At 42.9% G+C, this 26,530-nt stretch carries 27 protein-coding genes; 17 read left to right on the forward strand and 10 right to left on the reverse strand.

Going from position 1 to position 26,530, the window contains the following annotated elements; genetic code table 11:
* Positions 1 to 156: 156 nt before the first annotated feature.
* Positions 157 to 789, reverse strand: coding sequence for a cAMP-activated global transcriptional regulator CRP (crp, locus tag HFU86_RS02230; protein WP_006813718.1), 633 nt, complete (start codon positions 787 to 789; stop codon positions 157 to 159).
* Positions 790 to 1,112: 323 nt separating this feature from the next.
* Between crp and HFU86_RS02235 the strand changes: the two genes are divergently transcribed.
* Positions 1,113 to 1,517 (forward strand): OsmC family protein, encoded by a 405-nt coding sequence (locus HFU86_RS02235; RefSeq protein ID WP_036948679.1) that lies wholly within the window; start codon positions 1,113 to 1,115, stop codon positions 1,515 to 1,517.
* A 79-nt stretch (positions 1,518 to 1,596) separates the two neighbouring features.
* Here HFU86_RS02235 and HFU86_RS02240 read toward each other — a convergent pair whose 3' ends face one another.
* Genes HFU86_RS02240 through HFU86_RS02250 form a run of 3 tightly spaced genes read right to left on the reverse strand, consistent with a single transcriptional unit; the run spans position 1,597 to position 3,710 of the window.
* Positions 1,597 to 2,463: a phosphoribulokinase gene (locus HFU86_RS02240; protein WP_132496948.1), complete on the reverse strand. Its 867-nt coding sequence runs from the start codon at positions 2,461 to 2,463 to the stop codon at positions 1,597 to 1,599.
* A gap of 48 nt (positions 2,464 to 2,511) precedes the next feature.
* A complete protein-coding gene (locus HFU86_RS02245) occupies positions 2,512 to 2,730 on the reverse strand; it encodes a YheU family protein (RefSeq protein ID WP_108478754.1) in 219 nt (72 codons plus the stop codon).
* Entirely contained in the window at positions 2,727 to 3,710 is a 984-nt protein-coding gene (locus HFU86_RS02250) for a hydrolase (RefSeq protein WP_108478755.1), read from the reverse strand. The genes HFU86_RS02245 and HFU86_RS02250 overlap by 4 nt, the downstream gene beginning before the upstream one ends.
* 113 nt (positions 3,711 to 3,823) lie before the next feature.
* On the opposite strand from HFU86_RS02250, the gene HFU86_RS02255 reads away from it, so the two are divergent.
* Positions 3,824 to 4,429: a LysE family translocator gene (locus HFU86_RS02255; RefSeq protein WP_132496949.1), complete on the forward strand. Its 606-nt coding sequence runs from the start codon at positions 3,824 to 3,826 to the stop codon at positions 4,427 to 4,429.
* 61 nt (positions 4,430 to 4,490) lie between these two features.
* On the opposite strand, the gene murP is transcribed toward HFU86_RS02255, so the two are convergent.
* Both murP and murQ read right to left on the reverse strand, forming a co-directional pair.
* Complete coding sequence (gene murP / locus HFU86_RS02260) at positions 4,491 to 5,960, reverse strand: PTS N-acetylmuramic acid transporter subunit IIBC (protein ID WP_187128646.1); 1,470 nt, start codon at positions 5,958 to 5,960, stop codon at positions 4,491 to 4,493.
* Between the two features lie 27 nt (positions 5,961 to 5,987).
* Positions 5,988 to 6,899: an N-acetylmuramic acid 6-phosphate etherase gene (gene murQ, locus HFU86_RS02265; protein WP_132496951.1), complete on the reverse strand. Its 912-nt coding sequence runs from the start codon at positions 6,897 to 6,899 to the stop codon at positions 5,988 to 5,990.
* Positions 6,900 to 7,149: 250 nt separating this feature from the next.
* On the opposite strand from murQ, the gene HFU86_RS02270 reads away from it, so the two are divergent.
* Together HFU86_RS02270 and adiA are read left to right on the forward strand one after the other, a co-directional pair.
* Complete coding sequence (locus tag HFU86_RS02270) at positions 7,150 to 8,010, forward strand: MurR/RpiR family transcriptional regulator (RefSeq protein ID WP_187128647.1); 861 nt, start codon at positions 7,150 to 7,152, stop codon at positions 8,008 to 8,010.
* 96 nt (positions 8,011 to 8,106) lie between these two features.
* Entirely contained in the window at positions 8,107 to 10,374 is a 2,268-nt protein-coding gene (gene adiA / locus HFU86_RS02275; RefSeq protein ID WP_187128648.1) for an arginine decarboxylase, read from the forward strand.
* Positions 10,375 to 10,520: 146 nt separating this feature from the next.
* Here the strand turns inward: adiA and HFU86_RS02280 are convergent, their stop codons facing one another.
* The 3 genes from HFU86_RS02280 to HFU86_RS02290 all read right to left on the reverse strand — a co-directional run bounded on the left by HFU86_RS02280 (position 10,521) and on the right by HFU86_RS02290 (position 14,802).
* Positions 10,521 to 11,240, reverse strand: coding sequence for an Lnb N-terminal periplasmic domain-containing protein (locus tag HFU86_RS02280; RefSeq protein ID WP_036948703.1), 720 nt, complete (start codon positions 11,238 to 11,240; stop codon positions 10,521 to 10,523).
* Between the two features lie 7 nt (positions 11,241 to 11,247).
* A complete protein-coding gene (locus HFU86_RS02285; RefSeq protein WP_108478761.1) occupies positions 11,248 to 12,450 on the reverse strand; it encodes a peptidase in 1,203 nt (400 codons plus the stop codon).
* A gap of 417 nt (positions 12,451 to 12,867) precedes the next feature.
* Positions 12,868 to 14,802 carry an ABC transporter ATP-binding protein gene (locus HFU86_RS02290; protein ID WP_108478762.1) on the reverse strand — a complete coding sequence of 645 codons (1,935 nt, stop codon included), beginning with the start codon at positions 14,800 to 14,802 and terminating at the stop codon, positions 12,868 to 12,870.
* Between the two features lie 151 nt (positions 14,803 to 14,953).
* Between HFU86_RS02290 and kefG the strand changes: the two genes are divergently transcribed.
* The 5 genes from kefG to HFU86_RS02315 all read left to right on the forward strand — a co-directional run bounded on the left by kefG (position 14,954) and on the right by HFU86_RS02315 (position 19,815).
* Positions 14,954 to 15,514, forward strand: coding sequence for a glutathione-regulated potassium-efflux system ancillary protein KefG (kefG, locus tag HFU86_RS02295; protein WP_181477889.1), 561 nt, complete (start codon positions 14,954 to 14,956; stop codon positions 15,512 to 15,514).
* Positions 15,507 to 17,315 carry a glutathione-regulated potassium-efflux system protein KefB gene (gene kefB / locus HFU86_RS02300; protein ID WP_187128649.1) on the forward strand — a complete coding sequence of 603 codons (1,809 nt, stop codon included), beginning with the start codon at positions 15,507 to 15,509 and terminating at the stop codon, positions 17,313 to 17,315. The genes kefG and kefB overlap by 8 nt, the downstream gene beginning before the upstream one ends.
* A 9-nt stretch (positions 17,316 to 17,324) precedes the next feature.
* Positions 17,325 to 17,528 carry a YheV family putative zinc ribbon protein gene (locus tag HFU86_RS02305; RefSeq protein WP_036948717.1) on the forward strand — a complete coding sequence of 68 codons (204 nt, stop codon included), beginning with the start codon at positions 17,325 to 17,327 and terminating at the stop codon, positions 17,526 to 17,528.
* Between the two features lie 86 nt (positions 17,529 to 17,614).
* The gene (slyD, locus tag HFU86_RS02310; protein ID WP_187128650.1) at positions 17,615 to 18,226 is read left to right on the forward strand and encodes a peptidylprolyl isomerase; all 612 of its coding nucleotides are present in this window, start codon (positions 17,615 to 17,617) and stop codon (positions 18,224 to 18,226) included.
* Positions 18,227 to 18,477: 251 nt separating this feature from the next.
* Positions 18,478 to 19,815, forward strand: a complete 1,338-nt coding sequence (locus HFU86_RS02315) for an aryl-sulfate sulfotransferase (RefSeq protein WP_187128651.1) — start codon at positions 18,478 to 18,480, stop codon at positions 19,813 to 19,815.
* Positions 19,816 to 19,819: 4 nt separating this feature from the next.
* On the opposite strand, the gene HFU86_RS02320 is transcribed toward HFU86_RS02315, so the two are convergent.
* The gene (locus tag HFU86_RS02320; protein WP_036948724.1) at positions 19,820 to 20,041 is read right to left on the reverse strand and encodes a SlyX family protein; all 222 of its coding nucleotides are present in this window, start codon (positions 20,039 to 20,041) and stop codon (positions 19,820 to 19,822) included.
* A gap of 233 nt (positions 20,042 to 20,274) precedes the next feature.
* Here HFU86_RS02320 and fkpA point away from each other — a divergent pair, with 233 nt between their 5' ends.
* The 8 genes from fkpA to fusA all read left to right on the forward strand — a co-directional run bounded on the left by fkpA (position 20,275) and on the right by fusA (position 26,506).
* Positions 20,275 to 21,018 (forward strand): FKBP-type peptidyl-prolyl cis-trans isomerase, encoded by a 744-nt coding sequence (gene fkpA, locus HFU86_RS02325; RefSeq protein ID WP_036948748.1) that lies wholly within the window; start codon positions 20,275 to 20,277, stop codon positions 21,016 to 21,018.
* 339 nt (positions 21,019 to 21,357) lie between these two features.
* On the forward strand, positions 21,358 to 22,062 hold the full coding sequence (locus HFU86_RS02330; protein WP_036948726.1) for a helix-turn-helix transcriptional regulator: 705 nt from the start codon (positions 21,358 to 21,360) through the stop codon (positions 22,060 to 22,062).
* Positions 22,059 to 22,463 carry a sulfurtransferase complex subunit TusD gene (gene tusD / locus HFU86_RS02335; RefSeq protein ID WP_187128652.1) on the forward strand — a complete coding sequence of 135 codons (405 nt, stop codon included), beginning with the start codon at positions 22,059 to 22,061 and terminating at the stop codon, positions 22,461 to 22,463. The genes HFU86_RS02330 and tusD overlap by 4 nt, the downstream gene beginning before the upstream one ends.
* Before the next feature lie 45 nt (positions 22,464 to 22,508).
* Positions 22,509 to 22,868, forward strand: coding sequence for a sulfurtransferase complex subunit TusC (tusC, locus tag HFU86_RS02340; RefSeq protein ID WP_132496959.1), 360 nt, complete (start codon positions 22,509 to 22,511; stop codon positions 22,866 to 22,868).
* Between the two features lie 58 nt (positions 22,869 to 22,926).
* Positions 22,927 to 23,214, forward strand: a complete 288-nt coding sequence (gene tusB, locus HFU86_RS02345) for a sulfurtransferase complex subunit TusB (protein WP_036948734.1) — start codon at positions 22,927 to 22,929, stop codon at positions 23,212 to 23,214.
* A gap of 135 nt (positions 23,215 to 23,349) precedes the next feature.
* Positions 23,350 to 23,724, forward strand: coding sequence for a 30S ribosomal protein S12 (gene rpsL / locus HFU86_RS02350; protein WP_004265905.1), 375 nt, complete (start codon positions 23,350 to 23,352; stop codon positions 23,722 to 23,724).
* Between the two features lie 98 nt (positions 23,725 to 23,822).
* Positions 23,823 to 24,293: a 30S ribosomal protein S7 gene (rpsG, locus tag HFU86_RS02355; RefSeq protein WP_006813694.1), complete on the forward strand. Its 471-nt coding sequence runs from the start codon at positions 23,823 to 23,825 to the stop codon at positions 24,291 to 24,293.
* 86 nt (positions 24,294 to 24,379) lie between these two features.
* Positions 24,380 to 26,506, forward strand: coding sequence for an elongation factor G (gene fusA / locus HFU86_RS02360; RefSeq protein ID WP_036948738.1), 2,127 nt, complete (start codon positions 24,380 to 24,382; stop codon positions 26,504 to 26,506).
* Positions 26,507 to 26,530 lie beyond the last annotated feature (24 nt).

A 26,530-nucleotide genomic window follows, 5' to 3' on the forward strand; every position in this document is an offset into this window, starting at 1 on the left:
TTATAGCGACAATAAATAGAAATAATATAAAGAAACGACACTTGTTACTGAGATGATATAAACGGAACTATAAGTAAGAAAAATAGCTTTGTACGTGAAGTATAAAGCTATTTCAATATCGAAGCCTCACCAAGAAAGGTGAGGCTGACAGGTAAATTAGCGAGTGCCGTAAACAACAATTGTTTTGCCATGTGCTGAGATTAAGTTTTGATCTTCCAGCATCTTTAAAATACGACCGACAGTTTCGCGAGAACAACCTACGATTTGACCGATCTCCTGACGAGTAATTTTGATTTGCATACCGTCTGGGTGAGTCATCGCATCAGGCTGTTTAGCTAAATTCAATAATGTTTGAGCAATACGACCAGTAACATCTAAGAATGCAAGGTTACCCACTTTTTCGGACGTGGTTTGCAAACGACTTGCCATTTGCGCGGAAAGGCGCATCAGGATATCTGGATTGACTTGAATCAGCTGACGGAATTTCTTGTAAGAAATTTCCGCGACTTCGCAAGCAACTTTCGCGCGAACCCATGCAGTACGTTCTTGCCCTTCTTCAAATAACCCAAGTTCGCCAATGAAATCTCCCTGATTGAGGTAAGAGAGAATCATTTCCTTGCCTTCTTCATCTTTGATTAAAACAGCCACTGAACCTTTAACAATGTAGTAAAGGGTTTCTGCTTTTTCACCCTGATGGATCAGAGTGCTCTTGGATGGATACTTATGAATATGGCAGTGTGACAAAAACCATTCAAGAGTAGGGTCTGTTTGTGGCTTGCCGAGAACCATTAGCGTTATCCTCTGTATGTTATTGCAACCTTTCGAAAAGTAGGGAAAGGCTGACTTTAAAGTGTCTAGCTTAGCATATTAAGTCACATTGATGCCTATTATTAATGCTGCTCTAGGCTAACGTAAATTAATATCAATTGTATAATATAATCAATTAAATCGTTGAGTTTTGATCTTAATCCTATCAACTGACCATTGTTTGTATCATATCCAATGCCGAAAGTCTTCCCTGTATCGCTTCAGCCTAATAATGCTGATATAACATTGTCTAGATATATGGAACAATGTGACGATAAATATCACTATTTTCGAGAGGAATAAAAATGGAAGCACGCGTAAAGTGGGTTGAAGGGCTCTCTTTTCTAGGTGAGTCAGCATCAGGTCATCAAATCATGATGGATGGTAATGCGGGCGATAAAGCACCGAGTCCGATGGAAATGGTTTTAATGGCGGCAGGCGGATGTAGCGCGATTGATGTGGTTTCTATTCTGCAAAAAGGTCGTCAGGATATTGTTGATTGTGAAGTGAAGTTAACTTCACAGCGTCGTGAAGAAGCCCCTCGTTATTTTACGGATATCAACCTGCACTTTATTGTGACGGGACGTGAATTAACGGACAAAGTGGTAGAGCGTGCGGTTCAACTTTCGGCTGAAAAATATTGTTCCGTTGCTATCATGCTAGAAAAAACGGTTAACGTGACTCATAGTTTCGAAATTAAAGCGCCGTAATTGTTTTCTTGATATTAAGATGCTTATCGATAATTAAGATAAGCATCTTGTTATTTATCTCTTTAATGAGAGTGTCAAACTACCCATTTCGCTGTTTCATTAGCTTTTCCACTAATGGCATCATAATAAGCTCCATTGCGAGTCCTAATTTCCCACCGGGTACTACAATGGTATTCATCGCGGAAATAAATGAGCCATTTAACATGGATAATAAATAAGGAAAATCGATCTGCTCTAATCCTCTAAAGCGAATAACGATAAAACTTTCGTCTTGTGAAGGTATTGCTTTAGCAGAGAAAGGGTTAGAGGTGTCAACGGTAGGAACCCGTTGGAAGTTAATATGAGTACGAGAAAACTGCGGCGTAATATAGTTAATATAATCCCCCATCGAACGGACTACAGAATCCATTACGGCTTCACGAGAATGCCCTCGCTCGGTGGTATCGCGGATCAATTTCTGAATCCATTCAAGGTTAACAATCGGCACTACACCCACAAGTAAATCAACGTGCTGAGCAACATCATGCTCTGGGGTGACTACGCCACCATGTAATCCTTCATAAAACAGCACATCGGTATTAGCGGGTAATGGCTCCCATGGCGTAAATGTTCCGGGTTGTAGACCATAAGGCACGGCTTCATCGTAAGTGTGTAAATATTTCCGAGATTGGCCCTCACCTGTTCGGGCATAATCAATTAGAGTCTGTTCAAGTAGAGAAAAATCATTGGCTTCTGGACCGAAATAACTGATATGGCGCCCTTGCTCGCGAGCTTTACGAATAGCCATATCCATTTCAGGGCGGGTATAACGATGAAAACTATCCCCCTCGAGGGTAGCCGGGCGGATATTTAATTGATGGAAAATTTTACGAAAAGCTTGGCTCGTTGAGGTTGTTCCTGCGCCACTCGAACCCGTCACTGCAATAATCGGATGCTTCTTCGACATAGTGGACTCCCTGTTTTACGCCATGACCACTATTTTTGAGAAACAGCGCTACGGGCGAAACTGGTTATTAGGCATGAAATTTACCGATTCATGTAACTCAGACCAGACTAGCACAATTTCGCCGGAAACTAACTGCCGTTTCACATCATTGACTTTGTCCTGCAAGCTTTTTTCGTGAACGCCATAATCGGTTCCTTCGCGCAAAACATAACTCTCGATAAGATTTTCGAGGGTTTCAGGTGCGAGATCTTTCCACGGAATAATCATGATTTTTGCTCATTCAAATACGCAGTTAGCCACAGAGGGATGCGAGTTTCTAACCACATTTGTGGTTTTCTAAAACTACCGCCGACAAACCCGACGTGCCCACCATGCTCCGTCATTTGGTATTCAATATTTTCGGGTAAATGGCTTAAATCAGGCACGACTTCGGGCGCCATGAATGGGTCGTCTTTTGCGTGAATAATCAGGGTTGGCTTAGTAATTTGAGATAACTTAGGTAGCGCACTGCATTTTTGGTAATAATCAGCAGCGTCATCAAAACCATGAATACGCGCGGTGATCACATCATCGAATTCACGAATGCGTTTTAACTGTTTTAGCTGCAACAAGTTAAGAGGGAGTGAACCGGGATAGCGCACCAGTTTGCGGGTGGCGTTACGTTTCAATCCATTTAATAGGTAACGTTGATAGAGCTGAGAAATTCCTTTCTCCATTTTCATGGAGCAGGCTTCGAGCATTAATGGCGCCGAGACAACAACGCCTGCATCTAATTCAGCATTCTCACCGTTTTCAGCTAAATAACAGGCGAGCATATTACCGCCAAGGGAATAACCTACCGCGGCGGTGGGGGCATCACCCCATGTCTGTTTTAGCCAATGTAAAAAATAGCGAGCATCACTGGTTTCACCAGAATGGTAAATGCGTTTTTGGCGATTAGGTTCACCACTGCATCCTCTAAAATGCATAATCACGCCGAGCCAGCCTTGTTTTTGGGCGCTTTCTAACATCCCGTGGGCATAGGGGCTTTTAAAATTTCCTTCCAACCCATGAAAAATCACTAAACGAGGCTTTTCGCTCGCTTGTTCTGGGTTTTCACTCCAAGCAAGATCGATAAAATCACCGTCAGGCAATTCTAATCGCTGCCATGTTGGGATAATTTTCGGGGTACGGCGAAAGATCCTTGGCAATAAGGTTTGGAGATGTGGGTTCTTTGCCCAACTCATAGGGCGGAAATTTTCTGACATGGCCTTATTTTTTATTTAGTGGAACGCTTGTGAGTGACATAACATACTGTTATTTTTCTGTGATGCAAGTAAACAAATCTAGAAACAAATTTAGGTTGAGGAATATAGTATAAATGACTCTAGGGCTAATTTTTTCGCTTTTTACGTTTTTATTCATTGCAGCAGTTACACCCGGCCCTAACAACATGTTGTTGACCTCTTGTGCAGCTAACTACGGTTTTCGTCGCAGTATCGGATTATTATTAGGAATAATGCTGGGCATGCAGTCAATCTTATATTTGTCCGCCTTCGGTGTTGCCGCGCTATTACTATTATATCCTGCAATTCATATTGTGCTGAAAATCATTGGTAGCGTTTATTTATTATGGCTAGCGTGGAAAACAGCCACTGCCAGTTACGAGCCACTCAAAACAGACAGTAAAGCCTCTAAAAGCGTTACTTGGTTTCAAGGCGGATTGTTGCAGTTCTTAAACCCGAAAGCGTGGATGATGGGGCTAGGCGCAGTAGGGAGTTTTAGTCTTCCAGGCGAGTTATTTACTCAGTCTATTATCGTGATGAGCATCGCGTTTGTGATTGTGAATTTTGTCGCGGGCTTGATTTGGATGGGCTTTGGTTCCTTGATTGGGATTTTCTTACGTAGCCGCCGCGCATGGTTTATTTTCAACCTAGTGATGGGAATATTGACCGCTGCGTGTGTACCGTTAATTTGGTTGGAGTAAGTTTTTTTACGAGAAAAAAGGCACCTAAGGTGCCTTTTTGCTTTTCAATCCACACTATTCTCTAGTCCAAATCGACATTTTTACTACCAAATAGATAAGTGAAAATGAACCCGCATAGATAAGAGACTAAGACACCGCCAGCATACACTGCCATTGCAGGAAGCACACCTTGATCTGACGTCATCAACGGAATAGCGATTAGCCCTGAAGGACCGAATACAGTATTTAACCCAACAGGTAAACCCATCCACGCGACCGCTCCGATAAAGAAACCACCAGCAGCGCCCCCTAAACAAGCGGTGACAAACGGTTTCACGCGCGGTAACGTCACCCCGTAAATTAATGGTTCACCAATGCCTAAGAAACCGGGGAATAGGGCACCACCAATTTGACTACGGGTAACAGAGCCTTTTTGGGCTTTCACGTACAGCGCTAATGCGGCGCCTACTTGACCCGCACCCGCCATCGCTAAGATTGGGAATAACGAGTTAAACCCTTGCGCTTCAACTAACGCGACATACACCGGAATAAAGCCTTGGTGGACACCAAACATTACCGCAATTAAGAACAGACCCGCTAAGACGGCTGTGCCGATAGGGTTTCCGTTTAAATGCATGAATAGCCAAGACATTCCTTCGAATAACCACACACCGATAGGCATAATGAAAACAAAGGTCGCAGCACCGACGATTAACAGTGTAATCGTTGAGGTTAAAATAATATCCAAGCTGGCTGGAATAATTTTGCGTACTTGTTTTTCAACCCAAGCACCAAAAATACAGGCAATTAGGATCCCGATAATGTTGCCTCTCGGGTCGATATACCAACCAAAGAAGTCTGTCATGCCGGAATAGAAGCCTTTAGTGGCCGCCGGGTCGTAACCTAAAATAAACAGCGCAGCGATAATGGCACCGTTAACACCGCTTCCCCCAAACGCTTTTTGGGCGTTATAACCAATCAACAATCCCATAAAGGTGAATAACCCTTTACCGAATACACTCATATACGCAATTAAGCTTTTGAGATGGGCAAGTTGGGTTGAATCCGCAGGGAATAAGTTTTGGTTCGCCGATAATAATGTGAGTAATGACGCCAAGCCCATTAAGAGACCTGCGCCGATAAAGCCCGGAATTAATGGGGTAAAAATAGTCGCAAATTTAGATAGAAAGCGGTGAACGGCGCTGGTTTGTTTCTTCTTCATCTGCTGTTTATTGGCAGAAGCAATCTCTTTCAGATCTTGGGTCGCGGTAGCGTCATGAGCTTCATCCGCTTCGCCATTTTCTAACATTTGCTTCATTAAATCCGCGGCTGTTTGGGCTTTTCCTGGACCCAAAACAATTTGCAGCTGGTCGTCACTTTCAATCACGCCCAGTACACCGGGGATTTTTTTGATTTCGGTTTTATCGACAAACTGGTCATCATGTAAGGTGAGCCGTAAACGCGTCATGCAGTTACCGCACTGCTTGATATTGCGACCGCCCCCCACGTGTTGCAGGATCTGCTGTATCATTTCATTTGTTATTTTAGCCATACTGTTTCTCTCATAGAGATCCGCTGATTAGACGGATTTTGCGATGTTGAGGGCAGTGCGAATAAAGCCATGATTTTTAGCGAGCAATTGACGAGCTTCATCGGCATTTAAGCCAGATAAAATCATCAAAATCGCGGTCTTACAGTGTCTATCACATTGTTGTAATGCAGATTCTGCGCTTTGGCGGTCACATTCGGTTGCTTCCATCACAATTTTAGTCTGGCGCTCAATGAGCTTGGCGTTGGTCGCCTCCACATCTACCATTAAATTGCCAAAGACTTTGCCGATGCGGATCATCGCCCCTGTGGTGATCATATTTAAAATCAGTTTTTGTGCGGTTCCCGCTTTCATGCGCGAAGAGCCAGTGACAACTTCAGCACCCACAATCGGGGTGATGGCAATGTCAGCCGCTTGGGAAACAGGGCTATCAGGGTTGCAGCTAATTGAGGCAACGGTTGCACCTAAGGAGCGAGCATATTTCATGGCTCCCAGAACATAAGGCGTGCGACCACTAGCGGCGATGCCAACTAGAATATCTTTTTGATTAAAATCGATATTCTTTAAGTCTTGCTCTCCTAACTCGGGTTTATCTTCCGCATTTTCAACTGCACGGAAGATGGCTTGGTGACCACCAGCAATCAGCCCAATAACTTGTTCATGAGGGGTTCCATAGGTCGGTGGACACTCACTGGCATCGAGGATCCCTAAACGTCCCGAAGTACCTGCACCGGAATAAATCAGACGGCCACCTTGCTGGAAAGCTGCCGCAACTTTATCGACCAATTGTGCAATTTGCGGTAAGGTTTTTTCGACAGCCAAAGGGACTTTTTTATCTTCATTGTTGATTACTTGAAGCATTTCAATGGTAGATAATTGGTCAATGTGGGTACTGGCTTCGTTACGGCTTTCCGTGACCATTTTGCTTAAATCAATCGACATAGTAATAACTCCTTAAACGTATCATGGGGGTATGCTATGGAATTATTTATTCCTTTGATGTGATGGTTATCACGGTGTTATCTATTCTCTCCTGCCAATATAAGCGAATAAATTTGCTTGCTTATGACTCAATAAAATAATATTTATTTGAATTTAAATGATTAATTATCAAGCATTGAGTTTCTATTGGAGGAATAATTTATTTGTAAATTTATTCTGTTGATGAAGGTTTATCTTCTTGAGAGCTACTATGACGTTACTCGATACCATCACGTACTTATTACCGCGATTAGCGGAAAATCAACGTAAAATTGCACAATTTATCTTAGAAAGTCCGGAAAATGTGCTGAAATTATCGTCTTCACAGTTAGCGGATCAGTTGGGGATCAGCCAATCCGCTATTGTGAAGTTTAGTCAAAAGTTAGGTGTAAAGGGGTATCCCGCGCTGAAATTGGCGTTGAGTGAAATCATTGGTCGCCAACAGCAAGAGTTGGGGGAGCCTCACAGTGCGTTGCATAACCGTATTACTCAAACGGATAGCTTGATGGTGGTCGCGCAGAAGCTGGCATTAGAGAAAAATTATTCCATCACAGAAACAACAAAACGCCTTGATTTTAAACAGTTTGAAAAAATTATTGAACGTATAGACAGTGCGCAACGTGTGCAGATTGTTGGGATTGGTGGCTCTGGGCTCACTGCAAAAGATTTAAGCTATAAACTTCAAAAAATCGGTATTACCACTCTCGTGGAGCCGGATCATCACGTTCAAATTGCCGCTGCCTTAACCTTGACGCCGAAAGATGTGCAAATTGTTATTTCCTTCTCTGGAAAGCGTAAAGATATGCTCACTGCCGCGAATATTGGGCATCAAAATGGTGCTTGTGTTATCGCTATCACGCGCTCGAAAGATTCTCCACTCGCTCAAATGTCAGACTATATGTTGGAAAGTGTGGCGGAAGAGAACGAATGGCGCAGTTCATCAATTTCTTCAAGAACGGCACAAAATACCCTTACCGATTTACTGTTTATGGCGTTGTTACAAAAACGGGAAGATAAAGCGAAAGCATTGGTGATGAATGCCAAAGTGATGATTAATAAACTTGACGAATAGCTATTAATGTCTCGATAACTTTGCAAAATAATCTTATCTGCGTTAAGACTAAAGGAGGCATTATTTAGCTTAAAACAATTCATTGAGGGAGAGTCCATGAGGGCATTGATCGTTTATACCGAGCTTACAGACGAAGATTCTGTGATCAGCCATGCGGTTGCGCGGCTGGCAAGCGAACTGAATGACGAACACGTCGAAACGGTCATTATCCGTGATTTTGAAGACGGTCTTGCCTATATTCGCTCAAATACCAGCATTGACTGCTTGCTTTACGGGCGAGATATGTCGGATAAGGAAGAACAGGCTCAAGCTCACCGGCTGATCACCCAACTACATCGTCGCCAAGAAGATGTGCCCGTTTTTCTGTTGAGTGATCGTGAAGAAGCCTTAGTGGCATTTGATAGAAAAATGATGGAGCAAGTGGATGAATTTGCATGGATTTTAGAGGACTCCGCGGACTTTATTGCCGGACGTGTTCTTGCTGCTATCATCCGTTACCGTGCGCAATTGCTCCCACCATTAATGAAAAGCTTGATTAAATACAGTGATGTACACGAACACTCATGGGCAGCGCCGGGGCATCAAGGCGGAGTGGGTTTCACTAAAACGCCAGCAGGGCGTATTTATCACGATTTTTTTGGCGAAAATTTATTTCGCACAGATATCGGTATCGAGCGAGTTGCCGTTGGTTCGTTGCTTGATCACACTGGGGCATTTGGCGAGTGTGAGAAAAACGCAGCACGGATTTTTGGTGCAGATCAATCCTATTCCGTAGTAGTCGGGACTTCGGGCTCGAACCGTACCATTATGCAAGCTTGCATGACGGATGACGATGTGGTGGTCATTGACCGAAACTGCCATAAATCCATCGAACAAGGTTTGATTTTAACGGGAGCAAAGCCTGTTTATATGGTTCCGAGTCGTAACCGTTATGGGATTATTGGACCGATTTACCCCACAGAGATGTCCCCTGAAGCCATTCAGAAAAAGATCGCTAATAATCCATTTACTGCCGATAAAATCGGTAAAAAACCGGCGTATAGCGTGGTAACAAACTGTACTTATGATGGTGTTTGCTACAACGCGCGTAAAGTGCAAAATTTATTGGATAAATCCCTCGATAGAATTCATTTTGATGAGGCATGGTACGGTTACGCGCGATTCAATCCGATTTATCGTGACCATTTTGCGATGCGCGATGAAGAGCGCAAAGAGGATGACCCTACCATTTTCGCTACTCATTCAACGCACAAATTATTGAATGCGCTGTCGCAAGCCTCGTTCATTCATGTTCGTAATGGACGTAATGCCATTGATTTTAATCGCTTTAATCAAGCCTATCACATGCATGCAACCACATCGCCGCTGTATGCCATTTGCGCATCGAACGATATTGCGGCAGATATGATGGATGGAAATAGTGGGCGCTCATTAACCGATGAAGTGATCCGCGAAGCCATCGACTTTCGTCAATCACTCGGCTATCTGTACAAAGAGTTCCAAAATGATGGTGAGTGGTTTTTCAAACCGTGGAATCAGGAAACGGTGAAGGATCCTGCAACTGGTGAGCGCTATGATTTTGAGTTTGCTCCTGTTGAATTGTTGATGAAAGAGCAACGCTGCTGGGTAATGAACCCTGAAGATACGTGGCATGGTTTCAAAAATATTCCTGCAGATTGGGCAATGTTAGACCCTATCAAAGTGAGTATTTTGGCACCAGGAATGGGGGACGATGGCAAGCTACTTGATTCCGGTGTTCCTGCCGCGCTCGTCACCGCATGGCTAAATCACTATGGTATTGTGCCGACCCGCACTACCGATTTCCAAATTATGTTCCTGTTTTCTATGGGGATCACCAAAGGAAAATGGGGCACATTAGTCAATGCATTGCTCTCCTTTAAACGCCACTATGATACCAACACTCAACTGAAAAAAGTGTTACCTGAAGTGGTGGAAGTGGCGCCTGAAATTTATGGTGAGATGGGGCTGAGGGACTTGGGGGATAAGATGTTTGCTTACTTGCAGCGTAATAATCCGGGAAGTCAGCTAAATCAAGCCTATTCAGAGTTACCCAATGTTATGATGAGCCCGCGTGATGCCTATCAGCAGATCGTTGCGAATCGCGTTGAAGCTGTGCCGTTAGATAAGCTGGCTGGGCGTATTGCGGCGAACTCGATTATTCCTTACCCACCGGGGATACCAATGTTGTTATCGGGTGAAAGCTTTGGAGAAACCAACAGCCCGCATATTGGCTATTTGCGTAGTTTACAAGCATGGGATAGTGAGTTCCCGGGTTTTGAACATGAAACGGAAGGCACGGAAAAAATTGATGGCGAATACCATGTTATGTGCGTGAAGGTGTGAAACGACACCCTATAACAATTGCATGAAATGCGTCTAATATTTTTTATTCTTGTACTGCCTAGCCAAATTGATTTAGGCTGTTTTTGCCATACATTTCAACGCTGCCTTCGCTATTTTTTATAGCGTTTGGCTGGTTTTTTTCATTATTATCGGCGTATTATTTGAGAAAATTGGTTATCGACCAATTGGATTAATGGGATTTGCTGTTTATTAAAATAATCTTTATCTTCAATAAAGCCTAATTGATGGCAATATTGTGAAGCGTAGCCACTGACTAACAGTTTCCAGTTAAATTTAAAATCAGGGTAGGTTTTTTTGGCGATTTTATAAATGCTGGTTGTGCAGTTATTCCACATGGAATGGTATTTTTCGTTGGTCTCTTTGAGCTGATTAAGTTTGCTCATATAATTGAGAAACAGTTCTGTAATAAGTGGCTTATCTAAATTTAAGGGATAAATATAGACTTGCTCATTGCGTAAATTAACGCGAGTGCCAATTAAATCCTGCTCATCAGCAACCACATAGATAATATCGTAGTTATAGAAAAATCCCTTCCAAACCGAAAATTGTTGATGTGCTTTTCGCCTTGTCTCGATAGAAAAAGAGACATAATCCCCATTGGAAAAACCGAAGCTCAGAAAAACATGGGCGATCATTTTGCCAGACCAGTGGGATTGTACTAAATCTACACTTTGCAAGTTAGACAGATTGTAATGCTTAGTATCCCAAGTATATTCATTTTTGTCGGCAAACTGAAAAGAGCGAAAATTATGTATGGAGATGTCTGAAGTTTCGTTATTAAAATCCATATGGGATTTATAGCGATACTCCGTTCTCCACTCATTTTGAGGTAATAGATTGCTCATCTGCACGCTACATTTTTAATAAAACGGACATGGCGCGGGAATAATCTAAAACAATGCCCGGTGTCCACGTCATAATACTTGCATGTTTTCTGAGTTGGGACATAACCCAAAGCTCAGGGCTAAAGAGCAATTTAAGCAGTAGCATGAAACCGCCTTTTTTCTCAGTAAAATATCCCTCGGTACTTTTTATCAGCGCCAAAGAAACGACGGTTGAACAATTGCGACTAGTTAAATTGTAGGTCGTGTCTTTACTGTATTCTTGCCAGAATGCGTCTAGCTTTTCTTTGCTGATCCCTTCAATGGTTAATTTGAAGTTGGATGGCGGTGCAATTTTCATTTCATCAAGATAACTGATTTGAAAAACGCCTGTGTCATTGTTTTCTTCGGTGGATTTTAATATCTGCAAGAATTGCGCGGTATCGCGGTCAATATCTTTCTCTGGGTAGTGGCTGATATAAATTTCATCCAGCTCGAAAGCAACATGCCCAGTACTAATCACACCCAATGAATTACGGGAAACAATATAACGCTGGATAATTTTAAAAAATAGCGGCAGTTGCCCGGTAGTTGTCCATACATGTAGTGTGCCGCGCTCTCTATTTGAAGCGTCATTATTGCGCGTAAATACCATATGATTGGCATTGGGAATTTGGCTGCTCACAACAAAGTAGTAAACAAAGAATGAGTCGAGGGAGAAGATCATAATCAGCGTGCCGACATCCCAATAAACTTGGCGAGATGAATAGTCAAAAGACCAAGGAATGAAATTCCATAAACCTAATGAGAATTCAATAATGGAGACAGTGAGCATCAACTTCCAGCGTTTAAATTTCAAAACCACGCTATTGGACATTTTCCAGATAGCGCTGACCATGAGATATAAGCCAGTAATAAATCCAGAGAGAACGGTTTCCCACGCATGTATTTTAGAAAACAAGACAATGTAAACCATTAAAAGTAGCACTAATCCGCGACTGATCCTCAGTCCTCGGGTAGCACCTTGGCAATACATCGCGCAGACAAACGAGCGAATGGCTTCCAATAAAATTGGAATACAGAGGAAGATCATAAACTCATGGGGATCAGCAAAAAAAGGTAATAGAAAAAAGCAGGCACCAATCAGTACACCAAATAATGTGAGTGCCAGAATAAACCAGAAATATTTTTTTGCTGTGTCTCTGCCATAGAGCATCGTAATGATATAAATCATGCTGCACCAACCATAGAATCTTGATAAGTGCTAATGCCTTATCTTTATAGGTTTTTATTTTTAGTTTGTAGAATTGGCTTCATTATAATGGGGATATTTAAGCGACAAAATAGATGGCAATTAGTGCGTTTTATGGTGATTTTAATTCATTGAAGAATAAGTGTTATTTCTTGTGTTACACTTTGATTGTGTGGCTATAACTGCTTCAGGTTAACGATATGTTAATATTTAATTCTATTAATAATACGTCAACGCTTCGGATTATGTTTTAAAGAAACCTTAAATAAGATTTTTATGTGTAATTAAATTTTTAAATGCAAGAAATCCAATTATGATTATCTTTTTTGGTTGTTTATTGAAATAACCCCTTATTAATTTGATTTTAATAAAGGGTTATTATTGAAAGGCTATTACGAATTAGCCAGCTTCAAACTCATTGGTCATAGTTTCTAACTGCTCTTGCAGATCCATCCATTCCATTTCAACGTCTTCAAGGGCTGATTTATGCTCAGTTTGCTTTTTCAAACAGTCAGTTAGCTCCGCTTTTTTATCTTGCTCATAAATGGCAGCATCGGATAACTTCGCCTCTAACTCAGCTAATGATGCAGAGTGTTTTTCCATTTTCTTTTCCAGCTCCGTGATTTTTTTACGGATAGGCTGGGTCAGCTGACGGAATTCGGCTTCACGGCGTTTTTGGTCTTTTCTATCTTGCGCCGTCACGGTTGATGTGCTGGCTGGTTTTTCTTTATCAAGCAGATCACGAGCTTGCTGTAGCTCCATTTTGTTCTGCTCGGCTAACCATTGTTGGTAATCCTCAAGATCGCCATCAAATTGCTCGACTTTTCCGCCATGAACCAGATACAGCTCATCGGTGGTCGTGCGCAGTAAGTGCCTATCATGGGAAACCACAACCAATGCGCCTTCGAAAGCCATTAACGCTTCGGTCAGTGCTTGGCGCATATCCAAATCTAAGTGGTTGGTTGGCTCATCGAGTAACAGTAAGTTAGGGCGCTGCCAGACAATTAGAGCTAATACTAAGCGGGCTTTTTCTCCGCCGGAGAAACGTCCGCTAGGATCCGTCACTTGGTCACCTTTAAAACCAAAGCCGCCAAGGTAATCGCGTAATTGCTGCTCGGTTTGCTCTGGCGCAAGGCGAGCAAGATGCTGTAATGGGGACTCATCCGCATGCAAATATTCTAATTGATGCTGGGCGAAATACCCCAGTTTGATCCCTTTAGCGAGTGAGATTTCACCGTGTAATGGCGGTAAGTCGCCTGCTAGCATTTTGATTAATGTGGATTTACCGGCACCGTTACGGCCGAGTAACCCAATGCGAGAACCCGGAACTAAATTTAATTTTATGGATTCTAATACCACTTTTTCGCCGTAACCTGCACTGACTTTTTCCATTTTTAATAATGGATTCGGCAGGCTTTCAGGTTGACGGAATGAGAAATGGAATGGGTTATCCACGTGCGCAGGGGCGACCATCTCCATGCGTTCAAGCATTTTAATTCGACTTTGTGCCTGTTTAGCTTTGGTGGCTTGAACTCTAAAGCGGTCAATATAGCTTTGTAAGTGGGCGGCTTTAGCTTGTTGGCTCTCATACAAGGCTTGTTGCTGCGCCAGTTTAGTGGCACGTTGGCGTTCGAATGAGGAGTAGTTGCCCGTGTATTCGAACATGGTTTCTTGCTCGATATGCAGCACTTTGTCGATGATTGGGTCGAGGAAGTCTCTATCATGGGAAATCAAAATCAAGGTGCCAGAGTAGCTTTTAAGCCATTTTTCCAGCCAAATCACTGCATCTAAATCTAAGTGGTTCGTTGGTTCATCGAGAAGTAATAAATCGGAACGGCACAGCAGGGCTTGTGCAAGGTTCAGGCGCATACGCCATCCACCAGAAAATGATTTTACCGGAGACTGTAGCTGTGCTTGGCTAAAGCCAAGACCATGTAGCAAGCTCGCTGCTCGGGACTGAATTGTCCACGCATCAATGGCATCTAATTGCCCATGAATGACGGCAATAGCGTGACCATCATTTTTTTCGTTCGCCTGTTGGAGTTTATGTTCTAAGGCGCGAAATTCACGATCGCCATCAATCACATACTCAATACAAGGTACATCAAGGGCGGGGGTTTCTTGGTTCACCCACGCCATAGACCAATTGCTTGGAAAGGTTGCTGATCCTGCTTCCGCTTGCAATTCACCCTTTAACAGTGCCAGCAATGTGGATTTTCCGCAGCCGTTTTTACCCACTAACCCGACTTTTTGCCCCGGATTGATAGTCGCAGTTGCATTGTCCAGCAGAACACGTACACCTCGGCGAATTTGTAATGAAGAGAAAACAATCATAGAAACCGTCTATTGAAAATATGTTAAATTATTGAGTTAGATATATTCGAATAATAAAGTTATTACTTAAATATATTAAGCTTAAAGTACATTTAGCAGGCTGCATGGTAACGGAAAATTATCCGCCTGACACGCCTTTGAGGAGGGAAAGATGTCAAATACGCCAAAAGTGCTCGTGGTCTACGCTCACCCAGACCCCCATGAATCTGTTGCTAATCGTCTGTTGTTAAATGCAGTGCGCGATTTTGACAATGTCACTATCCACGATTTATACGCAACATATCCCGATTATTTTATTGATGTCACCGCAGAACAAAAGCTGCTTTGCCAGCATGATGTCATCGTATTTCAGCACCCGCTGTATACTTATAGTTGCCCCGCGCTATTAAAAGAGTGGTTTGACCAAGTTCTGACTCGCCGATTTGCCACAGACCAAGGATACCAAAAATTGAAAGGCAAGTATTGGCGCTCGATTATTACTACTGGAGAGCCAGAAGAAGCTTACCAATATGGTGGTTATAATCGTTATCCATTATCTGAAATCCTTCGTCCATTTGAGTTGACCTCATTGATGTGTGATATGCACTGGATGGAACCGAACATTATCTATTCTGCCCGCCGACAGAGCCCACAACAGTTACAGCAAATGGTTGAAGAGTATAAGCAATGGATGAGACAACCCCTCAATACGGGAGATATTTCAAATGGATGAATTAAATCTATTTGAATCGGTGATCATATTTCTATGCGCCGGTGTGGTGATGGTGCCAATTGCCCAAAAAATCCGTTTGGGTGCGGTGTTAGGTTATTTACTGGCAGGGATTGCGATTGGTCCATTTGTATTGGGCTTTATTCGCAATGTGGATGACATCCTGCATTTCTCGGAACTGGGTGTTGTCTTCTTAATGTTTTTGATTGGGTTGGAACTGAAGCCCTCGAAACTATGGGAGCTGCACCGATCGATTTTTGGTGTCGGCACCATTCAAGTGGTTGTGACCGCAGCTTTGATGGCAGGGATCCTGTTTCTTGCTCAGTTTTCTTGGCAGGCAGCAGTGGTTGGTGGGCTGGGGATGGCGATGTCCTCCACAGCAATGGCACTGCAATTAATGAATGAAAAAGGGATGTCCAATCAAGAAAGTGGGCAGCTCGGTTTTTCTGTTTTACTGTTCCAAGATATGGCGGTAATCCCGATTATGGCGCTGATTCCGCTGTTGGCAGGTGATACGGGAAGCAGCGATTGGTACAAAATTGGATTGAAAGTGGTGGCGTTTGCGGGATTATGGATTGTCGGACGTTATTTACTACGACCATTATTTAGGCTTGCAGCGAAATCGGGCGTGCATGAAATTTTTACCGCAGCGGCGTTGTTAGTCGTACTGGGTTCCGCATTGATAATGGAAAGCCTTGGCTTTTCAATGGCCTTGGGGACGTTTATGGCGGGGGTGATGCTCGCTGAGACGGAATTTCGTCATGAACTTGAAATCAATATCGAGCCGTTTAAAGGTTTGCTGCTGGGGCTGTTTTTCATTTCCGTCGGTATGTCATTAAATTTACAAGTATTGTGGGCTTATCTCCCTCAAGTTTTATTGGCAGTTTTGGTGCTGGTCGCTGTGAAAGCGCTTGTCTTATATGTGCTGGGATTTGTGGCACGTTTACGTACAGGCGCCCGAGCGCAATTCTCAGGGGTGCTTAGCCAAGGTGGTGAGTTCGCCTTTGTGATTTATGCCACGGCATTCGGAGCTAGCGTGATTGATGAAAGGCAAATGGATTTATTGTTGGTGGTGGTGACGCTATCGATGATGACAACGCCACTTGTGATGCAGCTGATAGATGCGTATCTCAACCGCCGTTATAATCAGCAAGCAACATCCACCGAAAAACCGTTTGTGGAAGACACCAATCCTCACGTGATTTTAGTGGGATTTGGGCGAATGGGGCAGGTGGTTGGTCGTCTATTGATGGCGAACAAAGTGAATATTACGGTGCTTGAACAAGATGTTACCGCGATTAGTACCATGCGCCGCTACGGTTACACCGTCTATTATGGGGATGCGCGAGAGCTACAACTTCTGCGCTCAGCGGGAGCGGATAAAGCCAAAGCGATTGTGATCACCAGCAATGTTCCTGAAGAAGTGATGGAAATTGTGCGTATTTGCCAAGAAAACTTCCCGAATTTGCATATTATTGCCCGTGCAAAAGGGCGTTTAGAGGCTCACGAATTACTGCACAGTGGCGTGACGGATTTTAGCCGTGAAACCTTCTCAAGCGCGTTAGAAATGGGAAGCAAGGCACTGATTAGTACAGGTATGCATCCTCATAAAGCTTATCGTGCAAAACAGCATTTCCGCCGGCTTGATATGCGTATGTTAAGGGATATCATTCCTGAAAATGAGAATAGCGATAGCGGGCAGATTTCGCGTATTAAAGAGGCACGGCGTGAACTCAACGAACTTTTCGAAAAAGAGATGCAAAGAGAAAATCGCCAACCGCACAGCTGGAACAACGAACAGTAAGGTAGAAAAATGGCAGCAACACGTAAGCGTTTTATTGCTGGGGCAACCTGTCCTAAATGCAAGTCTCAAGACACCTTAATGATGTGGCGAGAAGATAAAATTGATGTGGTTGAATGTGTCAATTGTGGGGATCAACAACGTCAAGCTGAAGGTGATGCGACTGAGCATGTGAGAAAGCAAGAACAAGTTATTGGAATTTTTACCCCAGAATAAGAGAATTTTGTCAATTCTCAATACAGCACAATTGTTTTCCGGTACAATTGGCAAAAATTTTTCCCTTACGGGTCGTAGGAGATGTCATGAAAGTAGCAAAAGACTTGGTTGTAAGCTTAGCTTACCAAGTAAGAACAGAAGACGGTGTTTTAGTTGATGAGTCCCCGGCAAATGCGCCAATGGACTATCTGCATGGCCGTGGTTCTTTAATTTCTGGTCTGGAAAAAGCATTAGAAGGTCGTGAAGTTGGCGAACATTTCGATGTTGAAGTCGCTTCAGACGATGCATATGGTCAATATGATGACAACTTAGTTCAACGCGTACCGAAAGATGTATTCATGGGCGTTGACGAGCTGGAAGTGGGTATGCGTTTCTTAGCGGATACTGACATGGGTCCAGTTCCAGTTGAAATCACTGGCATCGAAGGCGATGAAGTTATCGTTGACGGTAACCATATGTTAGCAGGTCAAAACCTGAAATTTAATGTTGAAGTCATGGCTATCCGTGAAGCAACTGAAGAAGAAATCGCTCATGGCCACGTCCATGGTGCTGATGGTCACGACCACGACCACGACCATGACCACGAAGGTGGTTGCTGTGGTGGTGGCGGTCATAGCCACGGTTCAGAAGGCGGTTGCTGTGGTGGTGGCGAAGGTCAAGGCCACGGTCACAAGCATGGCGGTTGTGGTTGCCACTAATCTCTAAAAGAGAGATTCAATAAAAAACGAACTCGTTTTTTATTTCGAAAGTAGGCTCAACATTTTTTATGTTGGGCTTTTTTTTGCTCAAAATTCAGTCTCAAGCATTCCCCGTCATTAAATTTAGTAATTACTGAAATTTATTATAAATCAATTGGTTATTTTTCTATCTTATAATTCCCATGATGTTTATCGAGATTAATTTCTTTGTTTATCTCGCGCCATAGTCTCAATCATCTAGGAAAATTATTATGGGAACTCCCTCTATTTACCCTACAAAAACAACAATTTATAGACAAGATAAAGCATGGAATGGTTATACATTATTCTCAGCGGCGAATAAGGGCGCTGTGCTTATTGATATGAATGGCAATGAAGTTCATGTTTGGCAGGACAGTGATGGCGTGCCTTGCAAAATGTTACCTCAAGGCAATCTGCTGAGTTATGAAAAGCCAAAAGAGGGTAATAAATATCGCGAATATACCCGGTTGGTTCAGCGGGATTGGGATAATAACGAAGTTTGGTCATTCGATCGTGTCGAGTCATTGACGGATGATGTCAGAAAACAATATTGGTCTGCAAGAGCGCATCATGATTTTCAACGAGAAGGAAATCCCGTCGGGTATTATACGCCTGACTTGATATCCCCTGTTCATAATGGAAAAACATTATTACTTTGCCATCGAAATATTCAAAATCCTCAAATATCAGATAAGCCATTACTGGATGACGTCTTTGTTGAGATTGATTGGCAGGGAAATATTGTATGGACATGGGCGTTCAGTGATTACTTTTCGGAACTCGGTTTTTCTGAAACTGCTAAAAATGTCTTTTATCGTAATCCTAATCTCATCGTTGGTGATGTAGGGGATTATTTACATATCAATAGCCTATCTTGGCTTGGCCCCAACAAACACTATGATAATGGCAATGCTGATTTTCATCCTGAGAATATAATATGGAGCTCTCGGGAAGCGAATATTATTGGAATTACCAGCCGTGAAACAAGAAAGATTGTATGGCAAATTGGACCTGATTATACCCATGATGATGTTAAACATTTAGGGGGGATTATTGGTCAACATCATGCCCATCTTATTCCCCAAGGGTTACCGGGTGCGGGGAATATTTTACTGTTTGATAATGGCTGGCAAGCAGGCTATGGGCAAGCAACGCCAACCTCGCTTTATGGATTAAAAAATGCGGGTCGTGACTATTCTCGAGTCTTGGAGATAGACCCGATCAGTTTAGATATTGTTTGGCAGCATTCTGCAAATGAGCAGGGATTTAAAATGCCGACGAATCGTTTTCGATTTTATAGTCCGCATGTTAGCAGTGCGCAACGATTACTTAATGGTAATACTCTGATTACAGAGGGCGCGGATGGACGAATTATTGAAGTTACCAAGGAAAATAAAATTGTTTGGGAATATATTTCCCCTTATACCGACGAGCAATACGCATGGAATAACATGATTTATCGGGCTTATCGAGTTCCCTATGAATGGGTTCCTCAATTGAATAAGCCCGAAGAAGTGGCATTGCCTGATATTGATATCTCCCAATTTCATATCAAGGCGAATAGCTGAGAGATTAATAATGTGGAGGGGGAGTCTCTTCTTCAGGGCGGGCAAGGTGAGATGATTGCGAAGCTTTCAACCTCTCCGCAACGATGCGCAAATGTTCTTGCATTTTTGACAGCTGCATTTGTTGTTCTGTAATCACTTGGTTAAGCTGCTCAATGGTCAATTCTTGGAAAGCAACTTTGCTTTCTAAAAGTTCTAAACGCTGTTCAAAATTGTCTGATGAATCCATTTTAGACTCTCCTTATGGGTTCTCATCATGAAAAAAACATCATAATAACCGAACATTACAAATCAACAGATAAGTTTTATTTAAAGGTGTAGGCGTTGAAACCTCTTTTTGTTAATGTGGTCTAAGATATTCTTATATTTTTTGTGTTAACTGACAGCTTGTTTTTTAAGATAAGGAACAGCTATCAATAAAAATGAGCCGTATGGCTCGAATAATAGCTATCGGAGATTAGGATGAAATCACTGTTTAAGGCAAGTCTATTAGCAACAACATTAGCATTCGCTTTTACTGCCCCACAAGTTATGGCAGAAGAAGCAAAAACACAAGCGAGCGCTTTCAAAAATGCTGAAGAGCGTAACGCATACGCATTAGGTGCCTCTTTAGGTCGCTATATGCAGAATTCTTTAGAAGAGCAAAAATCGATCGGTATTAATCTGGACAAAGCTCAATTACTGGCTGGTGTCCAAGATGCATTCAACGGCAAAAGCAAAATGACTGATGCTCAAGTTGAAGAAACATTACGTCAATTCGAAGGACAAGTGAAAAAAGCAGCTGAAGATAAAATCAAAGCTGAATCAGTAGCTAACGTGAAGAAAGGTGACGAATATCGCGAGAAGTTTGCAAAAGAAAAGGGCGTAGTGAAAACTAAGTCTGGCCTACTGTACAAAATTGAGAAAGATGGCACTGGCGCAAAACCTAAAGAAGACGAAACCGTTGTTGTTCACTATAAAGGCTCTTTAGTTGATGGAACTGAATTCGATAGCTCTTATTCTCGTAACGAGCCACTGACTATCCCATTAAACTCAGTGATCAAAGGCTGGACTGAAGGTTTATCTAACCTGAAGAAAGGTGGCAAGATGACATTAGTTATCCCACCAGAATTAGCTTACGGTGAAAATGGCGTTCCAGGTATCCCTGCAAACTCAACGCTTGTCTTCGATGTTGAGTTATTAGACATCAAACCTGCTGCAAAATAAGATTTCACATCGTTAAAAATAAAAAAGCTCAGATTCGTTCTGGGCTTTTTTCATTCAGTTACGCAATCCAATGCTAAAAAAGCAGAGTTGTGTCATTCTCGATTAAAAATTTGCATTTAAAAATCTTATATTCTTTAAAACTTGTGATAAAACATACTCTCTTGCATTCATTCGCTTGACGGCAACGCCTCGGAGTTTTAACTTCAATAGATTCGTTTTTATTTTTAATCATCACATCCGTTGACTATGTACGATAAAATGAAGGCAAATGAGTCGAATAATGAATGCCTCATTGGTTGACGTGATGAATTTTATACACTTTAGAAGGATGACGTTGAAATGTCTGATGCATTACAATCCCAAGACCTCAGTGATATTAATATTCTTGATAACCAGCCGTTTACTGAGACTGACCACGAAATTTTAAAATCATATGAAGCTGCGGTTGACGGGCTCGCTATGCTAATTGGTGAGCATTGTGAAATTGTTCTTCACTCTTTAGAAGACCTCAAATGTTCAGCAGTGAGAATAGCGAATGGTCAGCATACAGGGCGTAAGATTGGCTCCCCTATCACTGACTTAGCATTAAGAATGCTTCATGATATGGCGGATGCGGAATCCAATGTATCTAAAGCCTATTTTACGAAAGCAAAAAGCGGCGACTTAATGAAGTCGGTGACGATTGCGATTCGTAACCGTAAGCAACGTGTTATCGGCTTACTGTGTATCAACATGAACTTAGATGTGCCATTCTCTGAAATCATTAAGTCTTTTGTGCCAGAAGAAAAGCAAGAAGTGACTTCGGATGTCAACTTCGCGTCTTCAGTCGATGACTTGGTTGCACAAACATTAGAATACACTATCGAAGAAGTTAGCAATGACCGTAATGTTTCTAACAACGCGAAAAATAAACAAGTGGTTCTGAACTTGTACGAAAAAGGTATCTTTGATATCAAAGATGCTATCAACCAAGTGGCTGACCGCCTGAATATTTCCAAGCACACCGTCTATTTATATATCCGCCAATTTAAGAGTGGTGAATGAGTAAAACAACCCCGCTAACCTATTGTTTGTTAGTGACTGGCCCCACATACGGCACTTCACAATCAGCAAGTGCCTATCAATTTGCCAAGGCCCTTCTTAAAGAGGGGCATTTATTGAAGACGGTGTTTTTCTATCAAGATGGCGTTCTTAATGGCAATGCTTTAACTTCCCCTGCAAATGATGAATTTGACCTGGTCAAAGCATGGCGCCAACTGGCACAAGAATCGGGCTGTGAAATGAATATCTGTGTTGCCGCAGGGTTACGTCGTGGTATTACAGATAAAGAACAAGCTAACGCGCTATCGCTATCTGCTCATAACTTATCTGAAAGTTTTACCATGAGCGGTTTAGGCAGTCTTGCTGAATCCATGTTAACCACTGACCGCACCATCCAGTTTTAAACCTGAACATCATGAACGACGTCACTCTATAAGATAAGGTCTCTTGTGAAGAAAATAGCCTTTGTTTTTACGACTATGCCACATGGTAGTGCCAGTGGGCGCGAAGGACTGGATGCATTATTAGCAACCTCGGCACTGACAGAAGAAATTAGCGTATTCTTCCTTTCTGATGGTGTATGCCAATTACTCGCTCATCAGCAGCCTAAAGAAATTTTAGCTCGGGACTATATTTCGACGTTCAAGATCTTACCTCTCTATGACATTGAAAATATTTACCTATGTTCAGAGTCATTAAAGGAAAGAGGTCTTAGCCAGCAAAATGAGTGGGTTGTGACGCCTGAATTCTTAACACCCCAGCAGATCCAAGAGAGGCTATCCGCCTGTGATGTTGTGCTCAAATTTTGAGATTGCGTTCAAAATTTGATCTTGTGTTCGGATTTTGATCTATAGTAGGATCCTACCTATGCTATACACTCTAGCCACTTCTCCATTTAAATGTGATTTCTCCGCGCTATTGCGTTTAATCACCAATGAAGACGCTATATTGCTTTTCCAAGATGGTGTGATTGCCGCTGTTTCACAATCCAAATATCTTGCGGAACTACAAAATAGCGGTGCCCAAATCTATGCCTTGGATGCAGATATTCATGCCCGAGGGCTACAAGATCAGGTAGCTGATGACGTTTCTATCATCTCATATCAAGGTTTTGTAAAGCTAACTGAAGCTCATAAGCAACATTTTGCCTTATAAAGTCACTAAAAGTTGTATATTTCTTGACACCTGAGCCAGTCGGCAATAAAATTTCGCGTCCTCGTGTATCGTCATGTTGGCGAACGAGGTCAAAATCCGTGTTTACGAAGCAAAAAACCAGGAGCTTTTTTAATAATGGCAACTATTAATCAGCTGGTACGCAAATCTCGTAGCTCGAAAGTTGTGAAAAGCAACGTTCCAGCACTGGAAGCTTGCCCGCAAAAACGTGGCGTATGTACTCGTGTATATACTACCACTCCTAAAAAACCAAACTCAGCATTACGTAAAGTATGCCGTGTTCGTTTAACTAACGGTTTCGAAGTATCTTCCTACATCGGTGGTGAAGGCCACAACTTGCAGGAACACTCCGTAATCCTGATCCGTGGCGGTCGTGTTAAAGACTTGCCAGGTGTGCGTTATCACACCGTTCGCGGCGCACTGGACTGTTCTGGTGTTAAAGACCGTAAGCAAGCTCGTTCTAAATACGGCGCGAAGAAACCTAAGGCTTAATGGATTTCCGTTAAGTAAGGCCAAACATTTTTAATCTTAATGTCAAAATACTCTCGTAGAGTTTTGGACAAACCTGAATTAACAACGGAGTCATATCCATGCCACGTCGTCGCGTAATTGGTCAACGTAAAATTCTTCCAGATCCTAAGTTCGGATCAGAATTACTGGCCAAATTTGTAAATATCCTGATGGTAGACGGGAAAAAATCTACTGCTGAAGCAATCGTATATAACGCACTTGAGCTCCTTGCTCAGCGTTCTGGTAAAACTGAACTTGACGCATTCGAATTAGCACTTGATAACGTGCGTCCGACTGTGGAAGTTAAATCCCGCCGTGTTGGTGGTTCAACTTACCAAGTTCCAGTTGAAGTTCGCCCGGTTCGTCGTAATGCCCTGGCAATGCGTTGGATCGTTGATGCTGCTCGTAAACGCGGTGATAAATCTATGGCACTTCGCCTGGCAAACGAATTATCAGACGCTGCTGAGAACAAAGGTTCATCTGTTAAGAAACGTGAAGACGTTCACCGTATGGCAGAAGCTAACAAGGCGTTCGCACACTACCGTTGGTAATCTCTTACCAATCTTAGTGATGTATCTCAGGGTAGCTTTCAGCTGCCCTTTATATGAAGAATTGAACGCCCACGAGAGAGGAAAAAATGGCTCGTCAAACGCCCATAGCACGCTATCGTAACATCGGTATCAGTGCACACATCGACGCCGGTAAAACCACAACTTCTGAACGTATTCTGTTCTATACTGGTGTAAACCATAAGATCGGTGAAACCCACGAAGGTTCTGCAACAATGGACTGGATGGAGCAGGAGCAAGAGCGTGGTATTACTATCACTTCAGCTGCGACTACTGCATTCTGGTCTGGTATGGCTAAGCAGTATGAACCACACCGTATCAACATCATCGACACCCCGGGACACGTTGACTTCACAATCGAAGTAGAACGTTCTATGCGTGTTCTTGATGGCGCGGTAATGGTTTACTGTGCGGTTGGTGGTGTTCAGCCACAGTCTGAAACTGTATGGCGTCAGGCTAACAAATATAAAGTTCCACGTATCGCGTTCGTTAACAAAATGGACCGTATGGGTGCGAACTTCTTACGTGTTGTTGAGCAGTTAAAAACTCGTTTAGCAGCTACTGCAGTTCCACTGCAATTACCAGTTGGCGCAGAAGAGTCGTTCACTGGTGTTGTTGACTTGCTGAAAATGAAAGCAATCAAATGGAACGATGAAGACCAAGGCGTTACCTTCGAATACGAAGATATCCCTGCGGACATGCAAGAGCTGGCTGAAGAGTGGCACAACAACCTGATCGAATCCGCTGCAGAAGCATCAGAAGAACTGATGGAAAAATATCTGGGCGGTGAAGAACTGACTGAAGCAGAAATCAAAGGTGCTTTACGTCAACGTGTTCTTGCTAGCGAAATTATCCTGGTTACCTGTGGTTCTGCATTTAAGAACAAAGGTGTTCAGGCGATGCTGGATGCGGTCGTGGATTACTTACCAGCTCCTACAGATGTACCGGCAATTAACGGTGTTCTGGACGATGGTAAAGATACTCCAGCTGAACGTCATGCAAGTGACGAAGAGCCGTTCTCATCTTTAGCATTTAAAATTGCAACTGACCCATTCGTTGGTAACCTGACATTCTTCCGTGTTTACTCCGGTGTTGTTAACTCAGGTGATACCGTTCTGAACGCTGTTAAAGCGAAGAAAGAGCGTTTTGGTCGTATCGTTCAGATGCACGCTAACAAGCGTGAAGAGATTAAAGAAGTTCGCGCTGGTGACATCGCGGCTGCTATCGGTCTGAAAGACGTAACTACAGGTGATACTTTATGTGCAGTTGATGCACCAATCATCCTGGAGCGTATGGAATTCCCAGAGCCAGTAATCTCTGTTGCAATCGAACCAAAAACTAAAGCTGACCAAGAAAAAATGGGTATCGCATTAGGCCGTCTGGCTCAAGAAGACCCATCATTCCGCGTATCAAGTGATGAAGAGACTAATCAGACTATCATCGCTGGTATGGGTGAATTGCACTTGGACGTTCTGGTTGACCGTATGCGTCGTGAATTCAAAGTTGAAGCGAACGTTGGTAAACCACAAGTAGCTTACCGCGAAGCAATCACTGCTAAAGTGACTGATATCGAAGGTAAACACGCGAAACAGTCTGGTGGTCGTGGTCAGTACGGTCATGTCGTTATCGATATGTACCCACTGGACAAGAAAGACAAAGATGGTCTGCCAATGGACTACGAATTTGTCAACGAAATCAAAGGTGGTGTAATCCCTACGGAATACATTCCTGCGGTTGACAAAGGTCTGCAAGAGCAGCTGAAGTCTGGTCCATTAGCTGGTTATCCAGTAGTTAACATGGGTGTTCGTCTGCATTTCGGTTCTTACCATGATGTTGACTCCTCTGAATTGGCGTTTAAATTGGCAGCATCGCTGGCATTTAAAGACGGCTTCAAAAAAGCGAAACCAGTTCTGCTTGAGCCAATCATGAAAGTTGAAGTGGAAACTCCAGAAGACTACATGGGCGATGTAATTGGTGACCTGAACCGTCGTCGTGGTATGATTGAAGGTATGGATGACTTACCTACTGGTAAAGTTGTTCGTGCACAAGTACCATTGTCCGAAATGTTCGGTTATGCTACTGACCTGCGTTCTCAGACACAAGGTCGTGCTTCATACTCTATGGAGTTCCTGAAGTACAATGAAGCGCCAAACAACGTTGCACAAGCTGTAATCGAAGCTCGTAACGCTAGATAATCGATTTTTATCGATTTAACTACT

Origin of the sequence: Providencia sp. JUb39, from assembly GCF_012272845.1 — a bacterium.
Classification (GTDB): domain Bacteria; phylum Pseudomonadota; class Gammaproteobacteria; order Enterobacterales; family Enterobacteriaceae; genus Providencia; species Providencia lanzhouensis.